This window comes from Streptomyces sp. NPDC098781 (genome assembly GCF_044759995.1).
Classification (GTDB): domain Bacteria; phylum Actinomycetota; class Actinomycetes; order Streptomycetales; family Streptomycetaceae; genus Streptomyces.
In genome coordinates this window covers 116,601-132,780 of record NZ_JBIWAK010000007.1, presented here as the reverse complement: position 1 = coordinate 132,780, position 16,180 = coordinate 116,601, and the positions used below count along the sequence as shown (strand labels likewise).

General features: G+C 69.8%; 16 protein-coding genes. 15 read left to right on the top strand and 1 reads right to left on the bottom strand.

Annotated elements, in window-relative coordinates:
* The first annotated feature begins 117 nt into the window (after positions 1 to 117).
* Genes ACIQWG_RS27585 through nusB form a run of 3 tightly spaced genes read left to right on the top strand, consistent with a single transcriptional unit; the run spans position 118 to position 2,279 of the window.
* Positions 118 to 1,224: a M24 family metallopeptidase gene (locus ACIQWG_RS27585; RefSeq protein ID WP_404100576.1), complete on the top strand. Its 1,107-nt coding sequence runs from the start codon at positions 118 to 120 to the stop codon at positions 1,222 to 1,224.
* A 52-nt stretch (positions 1,225 to 1,276) separates the two neighbouring features.
* Positions 1,277 to 1,843, top strand: a complete 567-nt coding sequence (efp, locus tag ACIQWG_RS27580; RefSeq protein ID WP_404100574.1) for an elongation factor P — start codon at positions 1,277 to 1,279, stop codon at positions 1,841 to 1,843.
* 1 nt (position 1,844) lies between these two features.
* The gene (gene nusB, locus ACIQWG_RS27575) at positions 1,845 to 2,279 is read left to right on the top strand and encodes a transcription antitermination factor NusB (RefSeq protein ID WP_404100573.1); all 435 of its coding nucleotides are present in this window, start codon (positions 1,845 to 1,847) and stop codon (positions 2,277 to 2,279) included.
* 165 nt (positions 2,280 to 2,444) lie between these two features.
* Here the strand turns inward: nusB and bldD are convergent, their stop codons facing one another.
* The gene (gene bldD / locus ACIQWG_RS27570) at positions 2,445 to 2,948 is read right to left on the bottom strand and encodes a transcriptional regulator BldD (protein ID WP_062722566.1); all 504 of its coding nucleotides are present in this window, start codon (positions 2,946 to 2,948) and stop codon (positions 2,445 to 2,447) included.
* Positions 2,949 to 3,204: 256 nt separating this feature from the next.
* On the opposite strand from bldD, the gene pyrR reads away from it, so the two are divergent.
* The 12 genes from pyrR (at position 3,205) to coaBC (ending at position 16,106) form a co-directional block, all read left to right on the top strand.
* A complete protein-coding gene (pyrR, locus tag ACIQWG_RS27565; RefSeq protein WP_404100572.1) occupies positions 3,205 to 3,777 on the top strand; it encodes a bifunctional pyr operon transcriptional regulator/uracil phosphoribosyltransferase PyrR in 573 nt (190 codons plus the stop codon).
* A 103-nt stretch (positions 3,778 to 3,880) separates the two neighbouring features.
* The gene (locus ACIQWG_RS27560; protein WP_404100571.1) at positions 3,881 to 4,858 is read left to right on the top strand and encodes an aspartate carbamoyltransferase catalytic subunit; all 978 of its coding nucleotides are present in this window, start codon (positions 3,881 to 3,883) and stop codon (positions 4,856 to 4,858) included.
* A gap of 5 nt (positions 4,859 to 4,863) precedes the next feature.
* Complete coding sequence (locus ACIQWG_RS27555; RefSeq protein WP_404100570.1) at positions 4,864 to 6,150, top strand: dihydroorotase; 1,287 nt, start codon at positions 4,864 to 4,866, stop codon at positions 6,148 to 6,150.
* A complete protein-coding gene (locus ACIQWG_RS27550) occupies positions 6,147 to 6,728 on the top strand; it encodes a hypothetical protein (protein WP_404100569.1) in 582 nt (193 codons plus the stop codon). Before ACIQWG_RS27555 ends, ACIQWG_RS27550 begins: the two co-directional genes overlap by 4 nt.
* Positions 6,725 to 7,867, top strand: coding sequence for a glutamine-hydrolyzing carbamoyl-phosphate synthase small subunit (gene carA / locus ACIQWG_RS27545; protein ID WP_404100567.1), 1,143 nt, complete (start codon positions 6,725 to 6,727; stop codon positions 7,865 to 7,867). Before ACIQWG_RS27550 ends, carA begins: the two co-directional genes overlap by 4 nt.
* Positions 7,860 to 11,168 carry a carbamoyl-phosphate synthase large subunit gene (carB, locus tag ACIQWG_RS27540; protein WP_404100566.1) on the top strand — a complete coding sequence of 1,103 codons (3,309 nt, stop codon included), beginning with the start codon at positions 7,860 to 7,862 and terminating at the stop codon, positions 11,166 to 11,168. The genes carA and carB overlap by 8 nt, the downstream gene beginning before the upstream one ends.
* 54 nt (positions 11,169 to 11,222) lie before the next feature.
* On the top strand, positions 11,223 to 12,329 hold the full coding sequence (locus ACIQWG_RS27535; RefSeq protein WP_404100564.1) for a quinone-dependent dihydroorotate dehydrogenase: 1,107 nt from the start codon (positions 11,223 to 11,225) through the stop codon (positions 12,327 to 12,329).
* The gene (gene pyrF, locus ACIQWG_RS27530; protein WP_404100563.1) at positions 12,326 to 13,165 is read left to right on the top strand and encodes an orotidine-5'-phosphate decarboxylase; all 840 of its coding nucleotides are present in this window, start codon (positions 12,326 to 12,328) and stop codon (positions 13,163 to 13,165) included. The genes ACIQWG_RS27535 and pyrF overlap by 4 nt, the downstream gene beginning before the upstream one ends.
* 319 nt (positions 13,166 to 13,484) lie before the next feature.
* Positions 13,485 to 13,808 (top strand): integration host factor, encoded by a 324-nt coding sequence (locus ACIQWG_RS27525; RefSeq protein ID WP_003977346.1) that lies wholly within the window; start codon positions 13,485 to 13,487, stop codon positions 13,806 to 13,808.
* A gap of 60 nt (positions 13,809 to 13,868) precedes the next feature.
* A complete protein-coding gene (gene gmk / locus ACIQWG_RS27520; protein WP_404100562.1) occupies positions 13,869 to 14,462 on the top strand; it encodes a guanylate kinase in 594 nt (197 codons plus the stop codon).
* Positions 14,463 to 14,527: 65 nt separating this feature from the next.
* Positions 14,528 to 14,800, top strand: a complete 273-nt coding sequence (rpoZ, locus tag ACIQWG_RS27515) for a DNA-directed RNA polymerase subunit omega (RefSeq protein ID WP_003988945.1) — start codon at positions 14,528 to 14,530, stop codon at positions 14,798 to 14,800.
* A 103-nt stretch (positions 14,801 to 14,903) separates the two neighbouring features.
* Positions 14,904 to 16,106 carry a bifunctional phosphopantothenoylcysteine decarboxylase/phosphopantothenate--cysteine ligase CoaBC gene (gene coaBC / locus ACIQWG_RS27510; RefSeq protein WP_404100561.1) on the top strand — a complete coding sequence of 401 codons (1,203 nt, stop codon included), beginning with the start codon at positions 14,904 to 14,906 and terminating at the stop codon, positions 16,104 to 16,106.
* The last annotated feature ends 74 nt before the right edge of the window (positions 16,107 to 16,180 follow it).

Below are 16,180 nucleotides of genomic sequence, written 5' to 3'. Positions count from 1 at the left end.
ACCGGACGTGGCACCCCGTCCCCCGGACGGCAACCGGACCGGCCCGCACGAAGGGGGCACCGCCCACTCAGACGCCCTCAACCGGCGCCAAACCGGCAGAGCTCCTACGCTCGTGTCATGTCAGAGGTGTACGCCGCCCGCCGAGCCCGGGTACGGGAACGCTGCCAAGCCGGCGGCAGCGCCACCGCGCTGATCTCCCGCCCCGCCAATGTGCGCTACCTCGCGGGCGCCGCCCCGCAGGGCGCCGTTCTGCTCCTCGGCAGGACCGAGGACCTGCTGGTGTGCGCCGGCCCGCCGGAGAACCGGCCCACCGAGGGCCGCCCCGACGAGGCGCTGCGCGTCCAGACGCTGCCCGGCAACGGCGGCGACGCTGCCGTCGCCGCCGCCGACCTCGCGGCGGCCCAGGGCGCCGACGCGCTGGCGGTGGAGGAACACCACCTCACCGTCGCCCGCCACCGAGCCATTCGCTCCGTCGTGACCCGGCTGCGTCTCACCGACCTCGGTGGCGCGGTCGAGCAGCTCCGCGTGGTCAAGGACGAGGAGGAGATCTCCTGCCTCCGCATCGGCGCGGAGATCGCCGACCAGGCCCTCGGCGAGCTGCTCGAATCCATCCTCGTGGGCCGCACGGAGCGCCACCTGGCCCTCGAACTCGAACGGCGCCTCGTCGACCACGGCGCCGACGGCCCTGCCTTCCCGACGGCCGTCGCCACCGGCCCGAACTCCGGCCGGCCGGCCCATCGGCCCACCGATCGCCGGGTCGAGGAGGGCGATTTCCTCTCCGTCTGTCTGGGGGCCACGTATCGCGGCTACCGCTGCGAGATCGGCCGTACCTTCGTGATCGGTACGTCCCCCGCGGACTGGCAGATCGAGCTGTACGACCTCGTCTTCGCCGCTCAGCGCGCCGGAAGGGAGAGCCTGGCTCCCGGTGCCGCCTACCGTGACGTGGACCGTGCGGCCCGCCAGGTGCTGGACTCCGCGGGGTACGCGGAGCGGCTTCCGGCGCTCACTGGACACGGTGTGGGACTCGAAATCGACGAGGACCCGCAGTTGGCCCCGGCGGCCATGGGTAAACTGGACGCTTGCGTGCCGGTCACCGTCGAACCGGGGGTTCACCTCCCGGGCCGGGGCGGCGTCCGGATCGATGACACGCTCGTCGTCCGCCCCGAGGCGGACGGCGGACCAGAGCTACTCACCATCACGACCAAGGAGCTGCTCGCCCTTTAGAACAGGAGCGTGCGCCGGGGTCGTCCACGTCAGTCCAGGAGATTCCGCAACCGTGGCTTCCACGAACGACCTCAAGAACGGCATGGTGCTCAAGCTCGAAGGCGGCCAGCTGTGGTCCGTCGTCGAGTTCCAGCACGTCAAGCCCGGCAAGGGCCCGGCCTTCGTGCGCACCAAGCTCAAGAATGTGCTCTCCGGGAAGGTCGTCGACAAGACCTTCAACGCCGGCGTGAAGGTCGAGACGGCCACCGTCGACAAGCGGGACATGCAGTTCTCCTACATGGACGGCGAGTACTTCGTCTTCATGGACATGGAGACCTACGACCAGCTCATGGTCGACCGCAAGGCCGTCGGTGACGCCGCCAACTTCCTCATCGAGGGCTTCATGGCCACCGTCGCCCAGCACGAGGGCGAGGTGCTCTTCGTCGAGCTCCCGGCCGCCGTCGAGCTGACCATCCAGGAGACCGAGCCGGGCGTCCAGGGCGACCGCTCCACCGGCGGCACCAAGCCCGCCATCCTGGAGACGGGCCACCAGATCAACGTGCCGCTCTTCATCACCACCGGTGAGAAGATCAAGGTCGACACCCGCACGAGCGACTACCTCGGCCGGGTGAACAGCTAAATTGGCTGCCCGCAACACGGCCCGCAAGCGAGCCTTCCAGATCCTCTTCGAGGGTGACCAGCGCGGCGCCGATGTCCTCACGGTCCTCGCCGACTGGATCCGGCTCTCCCGGTCCGACACCCGGCAGCCGCCGGTGAGCGAGTACACGATGCAGCTGGTCGAGGGCTACGCGCAGCGCGCGAGGCGTATCGACGAGCTGATCGCGCAGTACTCCGTGGGCTGGACGCTCGACCGGATGCCGGTCGTGGACCGCAACATCCTGCGCCTCGGCACCTACGAGCTGATCTGGGTCGACGAGACCCCGGACGCCGTCGTGCTGGACGAGATGGTGCAGCTGGCGAAGGAGTTCTCCACGGACGAGTCGCCCTCGTTCGTGAACGGTCTTCTCGGCCGGCTCAAGGACCTCAAGCCCTCGCTGCGCCGCGAGGAAGCGTAAGGGCGTGCCCGAAGACGCGGGAGGGGCCGCAGCAACCGCTGCGGCCCCTCCCGCGTCTTTCTGTACCTCTGGGGTCTGCCGGGACGGCAGAACGCCGCCGGGGCGGCCGCGACCTCATGGGTCCCGGCCACCCCGGCGGTACGTTTCTGCTCAGTCGTGGAGCGCTCAGCCCTCTTCGGCGTGGGAGACCGCGCGACGCGCGTCGGCGTCGAGCACGCCCCAGCTGATCAGCTGCTCGGTGAGGACCGAGGGCGACTGGTCGTAGATGACGGCGAGTGTGCGCAGGTCGTCCTGGCGGATCGAGAGCACCTTGCCGTTGTAGTCACCGCGCTGCGACTGGATGGTCGCGGCATAGCGCTGAAGCGGACCCGCCTTCTCGGCCGGCACATGGGCGAGCCGCTCCAGGTCCAGGACCAGCTTCGGCGGCGGCTCGGCGGCCCCGCCCGGCGTGGTGCCCGGCAGCAGCTCCTGCACCGGAACGCCGTAGAAATCCGCCAACTCGGCAAGGCGCTGCACGGTCACGGCGCGGTCGCCGCGCTCGTACGAACCGACCACGACGGCCTTCCAGCGTCCCTGGGACTTCTCCTCGACACCGTGGAGGGAAAGGCCCTGCTGGGTGCGGATGGCCCGGAGTTTGGCCCCGAGCTGTTTGGCGTATTCGCTGGACATATAGCTCCCCGGACACTGTGTCGACGCGACTGGCATTGGGTTCCATGCCGCGCGGTTTGGTAACTCACTGTGAGGTTACGCAGCGTTACTCTGGCGCGTCAAGCCGAATGGTCCACACCGACGCTTCCGTGCTATCGGTGGCCGATTGGGCCAAGGGGGTGACGAGACCCGCCCCGGCGGCCTGCTACGGTGGATGGCGCAAACCAGACGTCCTTTAAGGTCCGTCCCGTGAGGCGGAGAAGGAGGTCCCTTTCGTATGGACAGGCACCAGGACACGCAAGCGTCCGACGCCAGGCCCGTGCTCGAAGGCCCTGACATCGCGCGGGTGTTGACCCGCATCGCCCACGAGATCGTCGAACGCGCCAAGGGCGCCGACGACGTGGTGCTCCTCGGCATCCCCACCCGAGGCGTCTTCCTCGCCCAGCGGCTAGCCGCCAAGCTGGAGGAGATCACCGAGCGGAAGATGCCGGTCGGCTCGCTGGACATCACCATGTACCGCGACGACCTGCGCATGCACCCGCCCCGTGCGCTCGCCCGCACCGAGATCCCCGGTGACGGCATCGACGGCCGGCTCGTCATCCTCGTCGACGACGTGCTCTTCTCCGGCCGCACCATCCGCGCCGCTCTCGACGCCCTGAACGACATCGGCCGGCCGCGCGCGGTCCAGCTCGCGGTCCTCGTCGACCGGGGCCACCGCGAACTGCCCATCCGCGCCGACTACGTCGGCAAGAACATCCCCACGTCGTTGCGGGAGACGGTCAAGGTCCAGCTCGCCGAGGAGGACGGTCGGGACACCGTGCTGCTCGGTGCCAAGCGGACCTCCCAGTAGCGCCCTCGGCGTACGCCACTGTCGTACGCCCGCTCAGTGCGCCCTCGCGCGCACCCGTCTGCCCCGATTCCTCCTGAATCAACTGCCTTACGGAGCCTGACAGATGCAGCGTCATCTCATCTCGGCCGCCGACCTCACCCGCGACGACGCCGTCCTGATCCTCGACACCGCCGAGGAGATGGCCCGGGTCGCCGACCGGCCGATCAAGAAGTTGCCGACCCTGCGCGGCCGCACCGTCGTGAACCTCTTCTTCGAGGACTCCACGCGCACGCGTATCTCCTTCGAGGCCGCCGAGAAGCGGCTGTCGGCGGACGTCATCAACTTCACCGCCAAGGGGTCGAGCGTGTCCAAGGGCGAGTCCCTGAAGGACACCGCCCAGACCCTGGAGGCCATGGGCGTCGACGCCGTGGTCATCCGGCACGGCGCCTCCGGAGCGCCCTACCGCCTCGCCAACTCCGGCTGGATCGACGCCGCCGTGATCAACGCCGGCGACGGCACCCACCAGCACCCCACCCAGGCCCTCCTGGACGCCTTCACCATGCGGCGCCGGCTCGTCGGCCGGGACGCCGGGATCGGCCAGGATCTCGCCGGGCGGCGCATCACGATCGTCGGCGACGTCCTGCACAGCCGGGTCGCCCGCTCCAACGTCGACCTGCTGCACACCCTCGGCGCCGAGGTCACCCTGGTGGCGCCGCCGACCCTGGTGCCGGTCGGCGTCGAGACCTGGCCCTGCGAGGTGTCGTACGACCTCGACAGCACCCTGCCGAAGTCCGACGCGGTGATGATGCTGCGCGTACAGCGCGAGCGTATGAACGCCGCGTTCTTCCCGACCGAGCGCGAGTACTCGCGGCGCTACGGCCTCGACGGCGACCGGATGGCGCGGATGCCCGAGCACTCCATCGTGATGCACCCCGGCCCGATGGTCCGCGGCATGGAGATCACCGCCGAGGTCGCCGACTCGGAGCGCTGCACCGCCATCGAGCAGGTCGCAAACGGAGTCTCCATCCGGATGGCCGTTCTGTACCTGCTGCTCGGTGGCAACGAGCCCGCCGTCACCAACACCCGTACCGAGGAGAAGTAAGACAGATGAGCAAGATCCTGATCCGTGGTGCGAAGGTGCTCGGCGACGAGCCGCAGGACGTGCTGATCGACGGTGCCGTCATCGAGGCCGTAGGCACGGGACTGTCGGACGAGGGCGCCCAGGTCGTCGAGGCGGCCGGCAAGGTGCTGCTGCCCGGCCTGGTCGACCTGCACACCCACCTGCGCGAGCCCGGCCGCGAGGACTCCGAGACCGTGCTGACCGGCACGCGCGCGGCGGCCTCCGGCGGCTTCACGGCCGTGTTCGCCATGGCCAACACCTTCCCCGTCGCCGACACCGCCGGCGTGGTCGAGCAGGTCTACCGGCTCGGGCAGGAGCACGGCTACTGCGACGTCCAGCCGATCGGCGCCGTCACCGTCGGCCTGGAGGGCAAGAAGCTCGCCGAGCTGGGTGCCATGCACGAGTCGGCCGCCGGGGTCACCGTCTTCTCCGACGACGGCAAGTGCGTCGACGACGCCGTGATCATGCGGCGCGCGCTGGAGTACGTGAAGGCCTTCGGCGGCGTGGTCGCCCAGCACGCGCAGGAGCCGCGGCTGACCGAGGGCGCCCAGATGAACGAGGGCGTCGTCTCCGCCGAGCTGGGCCTCGGCGGCTGGCCTGCGGTGGCCGAGGAGTCGATCATCGCCCGGGACGTCCTGCTCGCCGAGCACGTCGGCTCCCGAGTCCACATCTGCCACCTGTCGACCGCCGGGTCCGTCGAGATCGTCCGCTGGGCCAAGTCCCGCGGGATCGACGTCACCGCCGAGGTCACCCCGCACCACCTGCTGCTCACCGACGAGATGGTGCGCAGCTACAACCCGGTCTACAAGGTCAACCCGCCGCTGCGCACCGAGCGTGACGTCATGGCCCTGCGCGAGGCGCTCGCCGACGGCACGATCGACATCGTCGCCACCGACCACGCCCCGCACCCGCACGAGGACAAGGACTGCGAGTGGGCCGCGGCCGCCATGGGGATGGTCGGCCTGGAGACCGCGTTGTCAGTGGTGCAGGAGACCATGGTGGACACCGGGCTCCTCACCTGGGCCGGGGTCGCCGACCGCATGTCCATCAAGCCCGCCCGGATCGGGCAGGCCAAGGGCCACGGCCGTCCCGTCTCGGCTGGTGAGCCCGCCAACCTCACGCTCGTCGACACGGAATACCGTGGGTCCGTGGACCCCGCGGGCTTCGCCTCGCGCAGCCGCAACACTCCGTACGAGGGACGTGAGCTGCCGGGCCGTGTGACGCATACGTGGCTCCGGGGCAAGGCCACGCTCGTCGACGGGAAGCTCACGTGACACCTGCAACACTCCTCGCAGCCGGACTCGCCGCTGAACAGAAGTCGGCCGACGTGACCGACTGGGCCGCCCGCATCGGCTGGGTCGTCGGACTCGCTCTCTTCATCGCGCTCGTCTACTGGCTGATGCGCGAGGGCTGGAAGTGGCGCGGCACCCTCCAGGGCGATCTGCCCGAGCTGCCCAGCGCGCCGGACGACCCCGGCCCGGCCAGACTGAGCATGAGCGGCCGCTACCACGGCTCGACCACCGCCGGTCAGTGGCTGGACCGCATCGTGGCGCACGGCCTCGGCACCCGCAGCCGGGTCGAGCTCACACTGACGGACGCGGGACTGGACGTCGTACGCCCCGGCGCGGCCGACTTCTTCGTCCCCGCCGCGCAACTGCGCGAGGCCAGGCTCGACAAGGGCATCGCCGGCAAGGTCCTGACCGAGGGCGGCCTGCTCGTCGTCACCTGGGCGCACGGCGAGCGGCTCATCGACTCCGGGTTCCGCTCGGACCGCGCGGCGGAGCACAACGAGTGGGTCGACGTCATTAACTCCATGATCAAGAACAACAGCACGGAAGGCGCCGAACGATGACGACCTCCACAAGGGGAGCCGAGAAGGTTCCCGCGGTACTCGTCCTGGAGGACGGCCGGATCTTCCGCGGCCGTGCCTACGGGGCCGTGGGGGTGACCTTCGGCGAGGCCGTGTTCTCCACCGGCATGACCGGCTACCAGGAGACCCTCACCGACCCGTCGTACCACCGCCAGGTCGTCGTGATGACCGCGCCGCACGTCGGCAACACCGGCGTCAACGACGAGGACCCGGAGAGCAAGCAGATCTGGGTCGCCGGCTACGTCGTCCGCGACCCCGCGCGCGTGCCGTCCAACTGGCGCTCCCGCCGCTCGCTCGACGACGAACTGCGCCACCAGGGCGTCGTCGGGATCTCCGGCATCGACACCCGCGCGCTCACCCGCCATCTGCGCGAGCGCGGCGCGATGCGCGTCGGCATCTTCTCCGGCAACGCGCTGCCCGACGACGGCACCATGCTCGCCGAGGTCCGCCAGGCCCCCGAGATGAAGGGCGCCGACCTCTCCGCCGAGGTCGCCACCAAGGAGGCGTACGTCGTCCCGGCGATCGGCGAGAAGAAGTTCACCGTCGCGGCCGTCGACCTCGGCATCAAGGGCATGACCCCGCACCGCATGGCCGAGCGCGGCATCGAGGTGCATGTGCTGCCCGCGACGGCGACCGCCGATGAGGTGTTCGCCGTGAACCCGGACGGTGTGTTCTTCTCCAACGGCCCCGGCGACCCGGCCACCGCCGACCACCCGGTCTCCGTCATGCAGGCGGTCCTGGAGCGCGGCACCCCGCTCTTCGGCATCTGCTTCGGCAACCAGATCCTCGGCCGCGCCCTCGGCTTCGGCACCTACAAGCTGAAGTACGGCCACCGAGGCATCAACCAGCCGGTGCAGGACCGTACGACCGGCAAGGTCGAGGTCACCGCGCACAACCACGGCTTCGCCGTGGACGCACCGCTCGACCAGGTCTCCGAGACCCCCTACGGCCGCGCCGAGGTCTCCCACGTCTGCCTCAACGACAACGTGGTGGAGGGCCTCCACCTCCTCGACAAGCCGGCCTTCAGCGTCCAGTACCACCCCGAAGCGGCAGCCGGCCCGCACGACGCCGCCTACCTGTTCGACCGCTTCGTATCCCTGATGGAGGGCCAGCGTGCCTAAGCGCACCGATATCCAGTCCGTCCTGGTCATCGGCTCCGGCCCGATCGTCATCGGCCAGGCCGCCGAGTTCGACTACTCCGGCACCCAGGCGTGCCGCGTCCTGAAGTCCGAGGGCCTCAGGGTCATCCTCGTGAACTCCAACCCGGCGACGATCATGACCGACCCGGAGATCGCCGACGCCACCTACGTCGAGCCGATCACCCCGGAGTTCGTCGAGAAGATCATCGCCAAGGAGCGGCCGGACGCCCTGCTGCCCACCCTGGGCGGCCAGACGGCCCTCAACACGGCCATCTCGCTGAACGAGGCGGGCACGCTGGAGAAGTACGGCGTCGAGCTGATCGGCGCCAACGTCGAGGCCATCCACAAGGGCGAGGACCGCGACCTCTTCAAGGACGTCGTCGAGGCCGTCCGCGGCAAGATCGGGCACGGCGAGTCCGCCCGCTCGGTCATCTGCCACTCCATGGACGACGTCCTGGCCGGCGTCGAGACGCTCGGCGGATACCCGGTCGTCGTCCGCCCCTCCTTCACCATGGGCGGCGCCGGCTCCGGCTTCGCGCACGACGAGGAGGAGCTGCGCCGCATCGCCGGCCAGGGCCTGACCCTGTCTCCCACCACCGAGGTGCTTCTGGAGGAGTCCATCCTCGGCTGGAAGGAGTACGAGCTGGAGCTGATGCGCGACAAGCACGACAACGTCGTGGTCGTCTGCTCCATCGAGAACTTCGACCCGATGGGCGTGCACACCGGCGACTCGATCACCGTCGCGCCCGCGATGACGCTCACCGACCGCGAGTACCAGATCCTGCGCGACATCGGCATCGCGGTGATCCGCGAGGTCGGCGTCGACACCGGCGGCTGCAACATCCAGTTCGCGGTGAACCCCGAGGACGGCCGGGTGATCGTCATCGAGATGAACCCGCGCGTGTCGCGGTCCTCGGCGCTCGCCTCCAAGGCCACCGGCTTCCCGATCGCCAAGATCGCCGCCAAGCTGGCCGTCGGCTACACCCTCGACGAGATCCCGAACGACATCACGCAGGAGACGCCGGCCTCCTTCGAGCCGACGCTCGACTACGTGGTCGTGAAGGCGCCCCGGTTCGCCTTCGAGAAGTTCCCGCAGGCCGACTCCACGCTGACGACCACCATGAAGTCCGTCGGCGAGGCCATGGCCATCGGCCGCAACTTCACCGAGGCCTTCCAGAAGGCGCTGCGCTCGCTGGAGAAGAAGGGCAGCCAGTTCACCTTCGTCGGCGAGCCCGGCGACAAGACCCTGCTCCTCGAAGAGGCAGTCCGCCCGACCGACGGCCGGATCAACGCCGTCATGCAGGCCATCCGCGCGGGTGCCACGCCCGAGGAGGTCTTCGAGTACACGAAGATCGACCCCTGGTTCGTCGACCAGCTCTTCCTCATCAAGGAGATCGCCGACGAGATCGCCGAGGCCCCGGAGCTCACCCGCGAGCTGCTCGCCGAGGCCAAGCGGCACGGCTTCTCCGACCAGCAGATCGGCGAGATCCGCGGCCTGCGCGAGGACGTCGTGCGCGAGGTGCGGCACGCGCTGGGCATCCGGCCGGTCTACAAGACGGTCGACACCTGCGCCGCCGAGTTCGCCGCCAGGACGCCGTACTTCTACTCCTCCTACGACGAGGAGACCGAGGTCGCCCCGCGCGAGAAGCCGGCCGTCATCATCCTGGGCTCCGGTCCCAACCGCATCGGCCAGGGCATCGAGTTCGACTACTCCTGCGTCCACGCCTCCTTCGCGCTGAGCGACGCCGGGTACGAGACCGTGATGGTCAACTGCAACCCGGAGACCGTCTCCACGGACTACGACACCTCCGACCGCCTGTACTTCGAGCCGCTGACGCTCGAGGACGTGCTGGAGATCGTCCACGCGGAGCAGCAGGCCGGCCCGGTGGCGGGTGTCGTCGTGCAGCTCGGCGGCCAGACCCCGCTGGGGCTGTCGCAGGCGCTGAAGGACAACGGCGTGCCGATCGTCGGTACGTCCCCGGAGGCCATCCACGCCGCCGAGGACCGGGGCGCCTTCGGGCGGGTCCTCTCCGAGGCGGGCCTCCCGGCCCCCAAGCACGGCACCGCGACCACCTTCGCCGGCGCCAAGGCCATCGCGGACGAGATCGGCTACCCGGTCCTCGTGCGGCCGTCGTACGTCCTCGGCGGACGCGGCATGGAGATCGTCTACGACGAGACCCGGCTGGAGTCCTACATCGCCGAGTCGACCGAGATCAGCCCCTCGCGGCCGGTGCTCGTCGACCGGTTCCTGGACGACGCCATCGAGATCGACGTCGACGCCCTCTACGACGGCGAGGAGCTCTACCTCGGCGGCGTCATGGAGCACATCGAGGAGGCCGGTATCCACTCCGGCGACTCGGCGTGCGCCCTGCCCCCGATCACGCTCGGCGGGTTCGACATCAAGCGCCTGCGGGCCTCCACCGAGGCCATCGCCAAGGGCGTCGGCGTACGCGGCCTGATCAACATCCAGTTCGCGATGGCCGGCGACATCCTGTACGTCCTGGAGGCCAACCCGCGCGCGTCCCGTACCGTCCCCTTCACCTCGAAGGCGACCGCGGTGCCGCTGGCGAAGGCCGCCGCCAGGATCTCGCTGGGCGCGACCATCGCCGAACTGCGGGCCGAGGGGCTGCTCCCGGCGACCGGCGACGGCGGCGAGCTCCCGCTCGACGCGCCGATCTCCGTCAAGGAGGCCGTCATGCCGTGGTCGCGCTTCCGCGACATCCACGGCCGCGGCGTCGACACCGTCCTCGGCCCGGAGATGCGCTCCACCGGCGAGGTCATGGGCATCGACTCGGTCTTCGGCACGGCGTACGCCAAGTCGCAGGCGGGCGCGTACGGTCCGCTGCCGACCAAGGGCCGTGCCTTCATCTCGGTCGCGAACCGTGACAAGCGCTCGATGATCTTCCCGGCCCGCGAGCTCGTCGCCCACGGCTTCGAGCTGCTCGCCACGTCCGGCACGGCCGAGGTGCTCAAGCGCAACGGCATCAACGCCACCGTCGTGCGCAAGCAGTCCGAGGGCACCGGCCCGAACGGCGAGCGGACCATCGTCCAGCTCATCCACGACGGCGATGTCGACCTCATCGTCAACACCCCGTACGGCACCGGTGGCCGCCTCGACGGCTACGACATCCGTACGGCGGCCGTGGCGCGCTCCGTGCCCTGTCTGACGACGGTCCAGGCGCTCGCCGCCGCCGTCCAGGGCATCGACGCCCTCAACCACGGTGACGTGGGCGTGCGTTCCTTGCAGGAACACGCCGAGCATCTGACCGCGGCCCGCGACTAGCAGCCCTGAGGGGGACACCGGAGACGGTGTCCCCCTCTTCATGAGGACACCCACATGTACAAGCTTTTCTTCCGTCTGGTCTTCAAACGGATGGATCCGGAGCAGGCGCATCACCTGGCGTTCCGCTGGATCCGACTCGCCGTCCGCGTCCCGGTGCTGCGCACCTTCGTCGCCGCCGCGCTCGCGCCCCGGTACAAGGAACTGCGCACCGAGGCCTTCGGCCTGCGCATGCACGGTCCCTTCGGGCTCGCCGCCGGCTTCGACAAGAACGCGGTCGCGATCGACGGGATGTCGATGCTGGGCTTCGACCACGTCGAGATCGGCACGGTGACCGGGGAGGCGCAGCCGGGCAACCCCACGAAGCGGCTGTTCCGCCTTGTGAAGGACCGGGCGCTGATCAACCGAATGGGCTTCAACAACGACGGCTCGCTGGCCGTGGCGGCCCGCCTGGCGTCCCGGGAGCCGGTCTTCAGGACGGTCGTCGGCGTCAACATCGGCAAGACCAAGATCGTCCCGGAGGCGGAGGCCACCGGCGACTACGTGAAGTCGACCGAGCGGCTCGCGCCGTACGCCGACTACCTGGTCGTGAACGTCTCCTCGCCCAACACGCCCGGCCTGCGCAACCTCCAGGCCACCGAGGTCCTGCGACCGCTGCTGAGCGCGGTGCGCCAGGCCGCCGACCGCACGGTCACCACCCGCCGTGTGCCGCTGCTGGTGAAGATCGCGCCGGACCTCGCCGACGAGGACGTCGACGCCGTCGCCGACCTGGCCGTCGAGCTCGGCCTGGACGGGATCATCGCCACGAACACCACCATCGCGCGCGAGGGACTCGGTTTGGGATCCGAACCCACGCTGGTCAAGGAGACCGGCGGTCTCTCCGGCGCCCCGCTGAAGGCGCGCTCCCTGGAGGTGCTCAGGCGCCTCTACGCGCGCGTGGGCGACCGCATCACCCTGGTGGGCGTCGGCGGCATCGAGAACGCCGAGGACGCCTGGCAGCGCATCCTCGCCGGCGCCACGCTCGTGCAGGGATACAGCGCCTTCATCTACGAAGGGCCCTTCTGGGGCCGTGCCATCCACAAGGGGCTCGCCGCGCGTCTGCGCACCAGCCCGCACGCCACCCTCGCCGACGCCGTCGGCGCCGACGTGAGGAAGACGGTATGACCGAGTCCTTCGGAGCACGACTGCGCCACTCCATGGACGAGCGCGGCCCCCTGTGCGTCGGCATCGACCCGCACGCCTCCCTGCTCGCCGAGTGGGGCCTGAACGACGACGTGGCCGGCCTGGAGAGGTTCAGCCGTACGGTCGTCGAGGCGATGGCCGACCGGGTCGCGGTGCTGAAGCCGCAGAGCGCGTTCTTCGAGCGTTTCGGGTCGCGCGGCGTCGCCGTCCTGGAGAAGTCGGTCGAGGAGGCGCGGGCGGCCGGCGCGCTGGTCGTGATGGACGCCAAGCGCGGCGACATCGGCTCGACCATGGCCGCGTACGCGGAGTCCTTCCTGCGCAAGGACTCTCCGCTGTTCTCCGACGCGCTGACCGTGTCGCCGTACCTCGGCTACGGCTCGCTCTCGCCGGCGATCGCTTTGGCGCGGGAGAGCGGCTCGGGTCTGTTCGTGCTCGCGCTGACCTCGAATCCGGAGGGCGGCGAGGTGCAGCACGCGGTCCGCGCGGACGGTCGGAGCGTCGGCGCGACGATGCTGGCCCACCTGGCGGCCGAGAACGAGGGTGAGGCGCCCATGGGCTCCTTCGGGGCCGTCGTCGGTGCCACGCTCGGTGACCTGTCCTCGTACGACCTCGCCATCAACGGTCCGCTCCTCGCCCCCGGCATCGGCGCCCAGGGCGCCACGCCGGCCGATCTGCCGCGGGTCTTCGGCGCGGCGGTGCGCAATGTCGTCCCGAATGTCAGTCGCGGTGTGCTGCGGCACGGACCGGACGTCGTCGCGCTGCGTGACGCCGCGTCACGCTTCGCCGACGAGATCGCCGGTGCTGTGTCGGGCGCCTGACCGCCGTCGGACGCGTTCGAGCCGGTCGGGGAGTGCTCCGACGTGCGGTCGGCGGCCGACTTGAGTCTGAATACATCCTCAAATCCTGGGCATTATGTCCTAAATATCCGGCCTGACGGAGGCTGACCAGGACTTTTCCGCTGTTCTCGCTGACTCTGGCGGACTTGACCGCTAGTCTCCGACGAGTGAGGGAGCCTCCCACGCCCTTCCGGCAGTGGGGGAGAACGGGCAGCGTGTTGCTCGTGGCTCCCCAGGTGTGGGGCGACTAGGTTCCTCACCGGTCCGTATCCGACAGTTCGACATCCGAGGTGACGTAGGCGTGGCTCTTCCGCCCCTTACCCCTGAACAGCGCGCAGCCGCGCTCGAAAAGGCCGCCGCGGCTCGCCGGGAGCGGGCCGAGGTCAAGAATCGACTCAAGCACTCCGGCGCCTCCCTTCACGAGGTCATCAAGCAGGGCCAGGAGAACGACGTCATCGGCAAGATGAAGGTCTCCGCACTGCTCGAGTCCCTGCCGGGCGTGGGCAAGGTCCGCGCCAAGCAGATCATGGAGCGACTCGGCATCTCCGAGAGCCGCCGCGTGCGTGGCCTCGGCTCGAACCAGATCGCCTCCCTGGAGCGTGAGTTCGGCAGCACCGGCTCCTGAGTCCCGTGCTGTTGGGACAGGGAGTCCCGGGCACTCCGGGATTGCTGGAATAATCGCTGCATGGCTGCAACATTCCGGGGGACGACCCCCGAGCCCCCGGACGTACGTCCGCGGCTGACCGTGCTCTCCGGCCCCTCCGGGGTCGGCAAGAGCACGGTCGTCGCCCATATGCGCAAGGAACACCCCGAGGTCTGGCTCTCGGTGTCGGCGACGACCCGCAAGCCCCGCCCCGGTGAGCGGCATGGAGTCCACTACTTCTTCGTCACCGACGACGAGATGGACAAGCTGATCGCCAACGGGGAGCTGCTGGAGTGGGCCGAGTTCGCCGGCAACCGCTACGGCACACCGCGCGCGGCCGTGCTGGAGCGGCTGGAGGCGGGCGAGCCCGTGCTGCTGGAGATCGACCTCCAGGGTGCGCGGCAGGTCCGCGAGTCCATGGCCGACGCCCGGCTGGTGTTCCTCGCCCCTCCCTCCTGGGAGGAGCTGGTGCGCCGGCTCACCGGACGTGGCACCGAGCCGCCCGAGGTGATCGAACGCCGCCTGGACGCGGCGAAGGTCGAGCTGGCGGCCGAGCCGGAGTTCGACATGACCTTGGTCAACACCTCCGTCGAGGACGTGGCGCGCGAGCTGCTAGCCTTGATGGACGTTGTGTGATCGTGCCTGATCGTTCAGGTTTGATCATTTACACTGAATCTTTCCCATCCATCGGAAGGTAGAGCGTGTCCTCTTCCATCTCCGCGCCCGAGGGCATCATCAACCCGCCGATCGACGAGCTCCTCGAGGCCACCGACTCGAAGTACAGCCTCGTGATCTACGCGGCCAAGCGGGCCCGCCAGATCAACGCGTACTACTCGCAGCTCGGCGAGGGCCTCCTCGAGTACGTCGGTCCGCTCGTCGACACCCACGTGCACGAGAAGCCGCTCTCGATCGCCCTGCGCGAGATCAACGCGGGTCTCCTGACCTCCGAGGCCGTCGAGGGCCCGGCGCAGTAAGTAGTATTTTCAGCTTTGAGCTGGCTTTTCCACAGGCCCGGCAGCCCGACTGTCGGGCCTGTGGTGTGTCATGGGGTTGTCGGTTCAACGAGTGGGAGGCCCGGTGGACAAGCCGAAGGTCGTTCTGGGGGTCAGCGGCGGCATTGCCGCGTACAAGGCCTGTGAGCTGCTGCGGCGGCTGACGGAGTCGGGACACGACGCACGCGTCGTCCCCACCGCCTCCGCGCTGCACTTCGTCGGCGCCGCCACCTGGTCCGCGCTGTCCGGCCACCCCGTCTCGACGGAGGTCTGGGACGACGTCCACGAGGTGCCGCACGTCCGCATCGGACAGCACGCCGACCTGGTGGTGGTCGCCCCGGCCACAGCGGACATCCTCGCCAAGGCCGCCCACGGCCTCGCCGACGACCTGCTGACCAACACCCTGCTCACCGCCCGCTGCCCGGTGGTCTTCGCCCCCGCCATGCACACCGAGATGTGGGAGCACCCGGCCACCCAGGAGAACGTGGCGACCCTGCGCCGCCGCGGCGCCGTCGTCATCGAGCCCGCCGTCGGCCGCCTCACCGGCGTCGACACCGGCAAGGGGCGGTTGCCCGACCCCGCGGAGATCTTCGAGGTCTGCCGCCGGGTGCTGGCCCGGGGCGTCACCGAGCCGGACCTCAAGGGCCGGCACATCGTGGTCAGCGCCGGCGGCACCCGCGAGCCCCTCGACCCCGTCCGCTTCCTCGGCAACCGGTCCTCCGGCAAGCAGGGCTACGCCCTCGCCCGCACCGCCGCCGCCCGCGGTGCCCGCGTCACGCTGATCGCCGCGAACACCGCGCTGCCCGACCCGGCGGGTGTGGACGTAGTGCCGGTGGGCACGGCCGTACAGCTGCGGGAGGCGGTCCTCAAGGCGGCCTCGGACGCCGACGCGGTGGTCATGGCTGCGGCGGTCGCCGACTTCCGCCCGGCGACGTACGCCGCCGGGAAGATCAAGAAGAAGGACGGCCAGGAGCCGGAGCCCATCGTCCTGGTGCGTAATCCGGACATCCTCGCGGAGATCTCGACCGACCGTGCCCGTCCCGGCCAGGTGATCGTCGGGTTCGCCGCCGAGACGGACGACGTCCTCGCCAACGGTCGCAAGAAGCTGGAGCGCAAGGGCTGCGACCTCCTCGTGGTGAACGAGGTGGGGGAGCGCAAGACCTTCGGATCCGAGGAGAACGAGGCGGTCGTGCTGGGCGCCGACGGCAGCGAGACACCCGTGCCGCACGGTCCGAAGGAAGCCCTGGCCGAAATCGTGTGGGACCTGGTGGCGCGACGGTTGGGGTGAATTGTTTGATGCGCTCGGGCTTCTCTCGTGGCTCGCTGGATTCGGGTGTGGCGTCCCTGGTCAAGGGTGTGTGA

Bases quoted from the DNA above. Each gene is read 5' to 3' on its own strand.
- ACIQWG_RS27585 (WP_404100576.1), top strand. From the start codon at position 118: ATGTCAGAGGTGTACGCCGCCCGCCGAGCCCGGGTACGGGAACGCTGC.
- gmk (WP_404100562.1), top strand. From the start codon at position 13,869: ATGGCTGCAACATTCCGGGGGACGACCCCCGAGCCCCCGGACGTACGT.
- pyrF (WP_404100563.1), top strand. From the start codon at position 12,326: ATGACCGAGTCCTTCGGAGCACGACTGCGCCACTCCATGGACGAGCGC.
- carA (WP_404100567.1), top strand. From the start codon at position 6,725: ATGACGACCTCCACAAGGGGAGCCGAGAAGGTTCCCGCGGTACTCGTC.
- bldD (WP_062722566.1), bottom strand. From the start codon at position 2,948: ATGTCCAGCGAATACGCCAAACAGCTCGGGGCCAAACTCCGGGCCATC.
- pyrR (WP_404100572.1), top strand. From the start codon at position 3,205: ATGGACAGGCACCAGGACACGCAAGCGTCCGACGCCAGGCCCGTGCTC.
- ACIQWG_RS27535 (WP_404100564.1), top strand. From the start codon at position 11,223: ATGTACAAGCTTTTCTTCCGTCTGGTCTTCAAACGGATGGATCCGGAG.
- ACIQWG_RS27560 (WP_404100571.1), top strand. From the start codon at position 3,881: ATGCAGCGTCATCTCATCTCGGCCGCCGACCTCACCCGCGACGACGCC.
- ACIQWG_RS27555 (WP_404100570.1), top strand. From the start codon at position 4,864: ATGAGCAAGATCCTGATCCGTGGTGCGAAGGTGCTCGGCGACGAGCCG.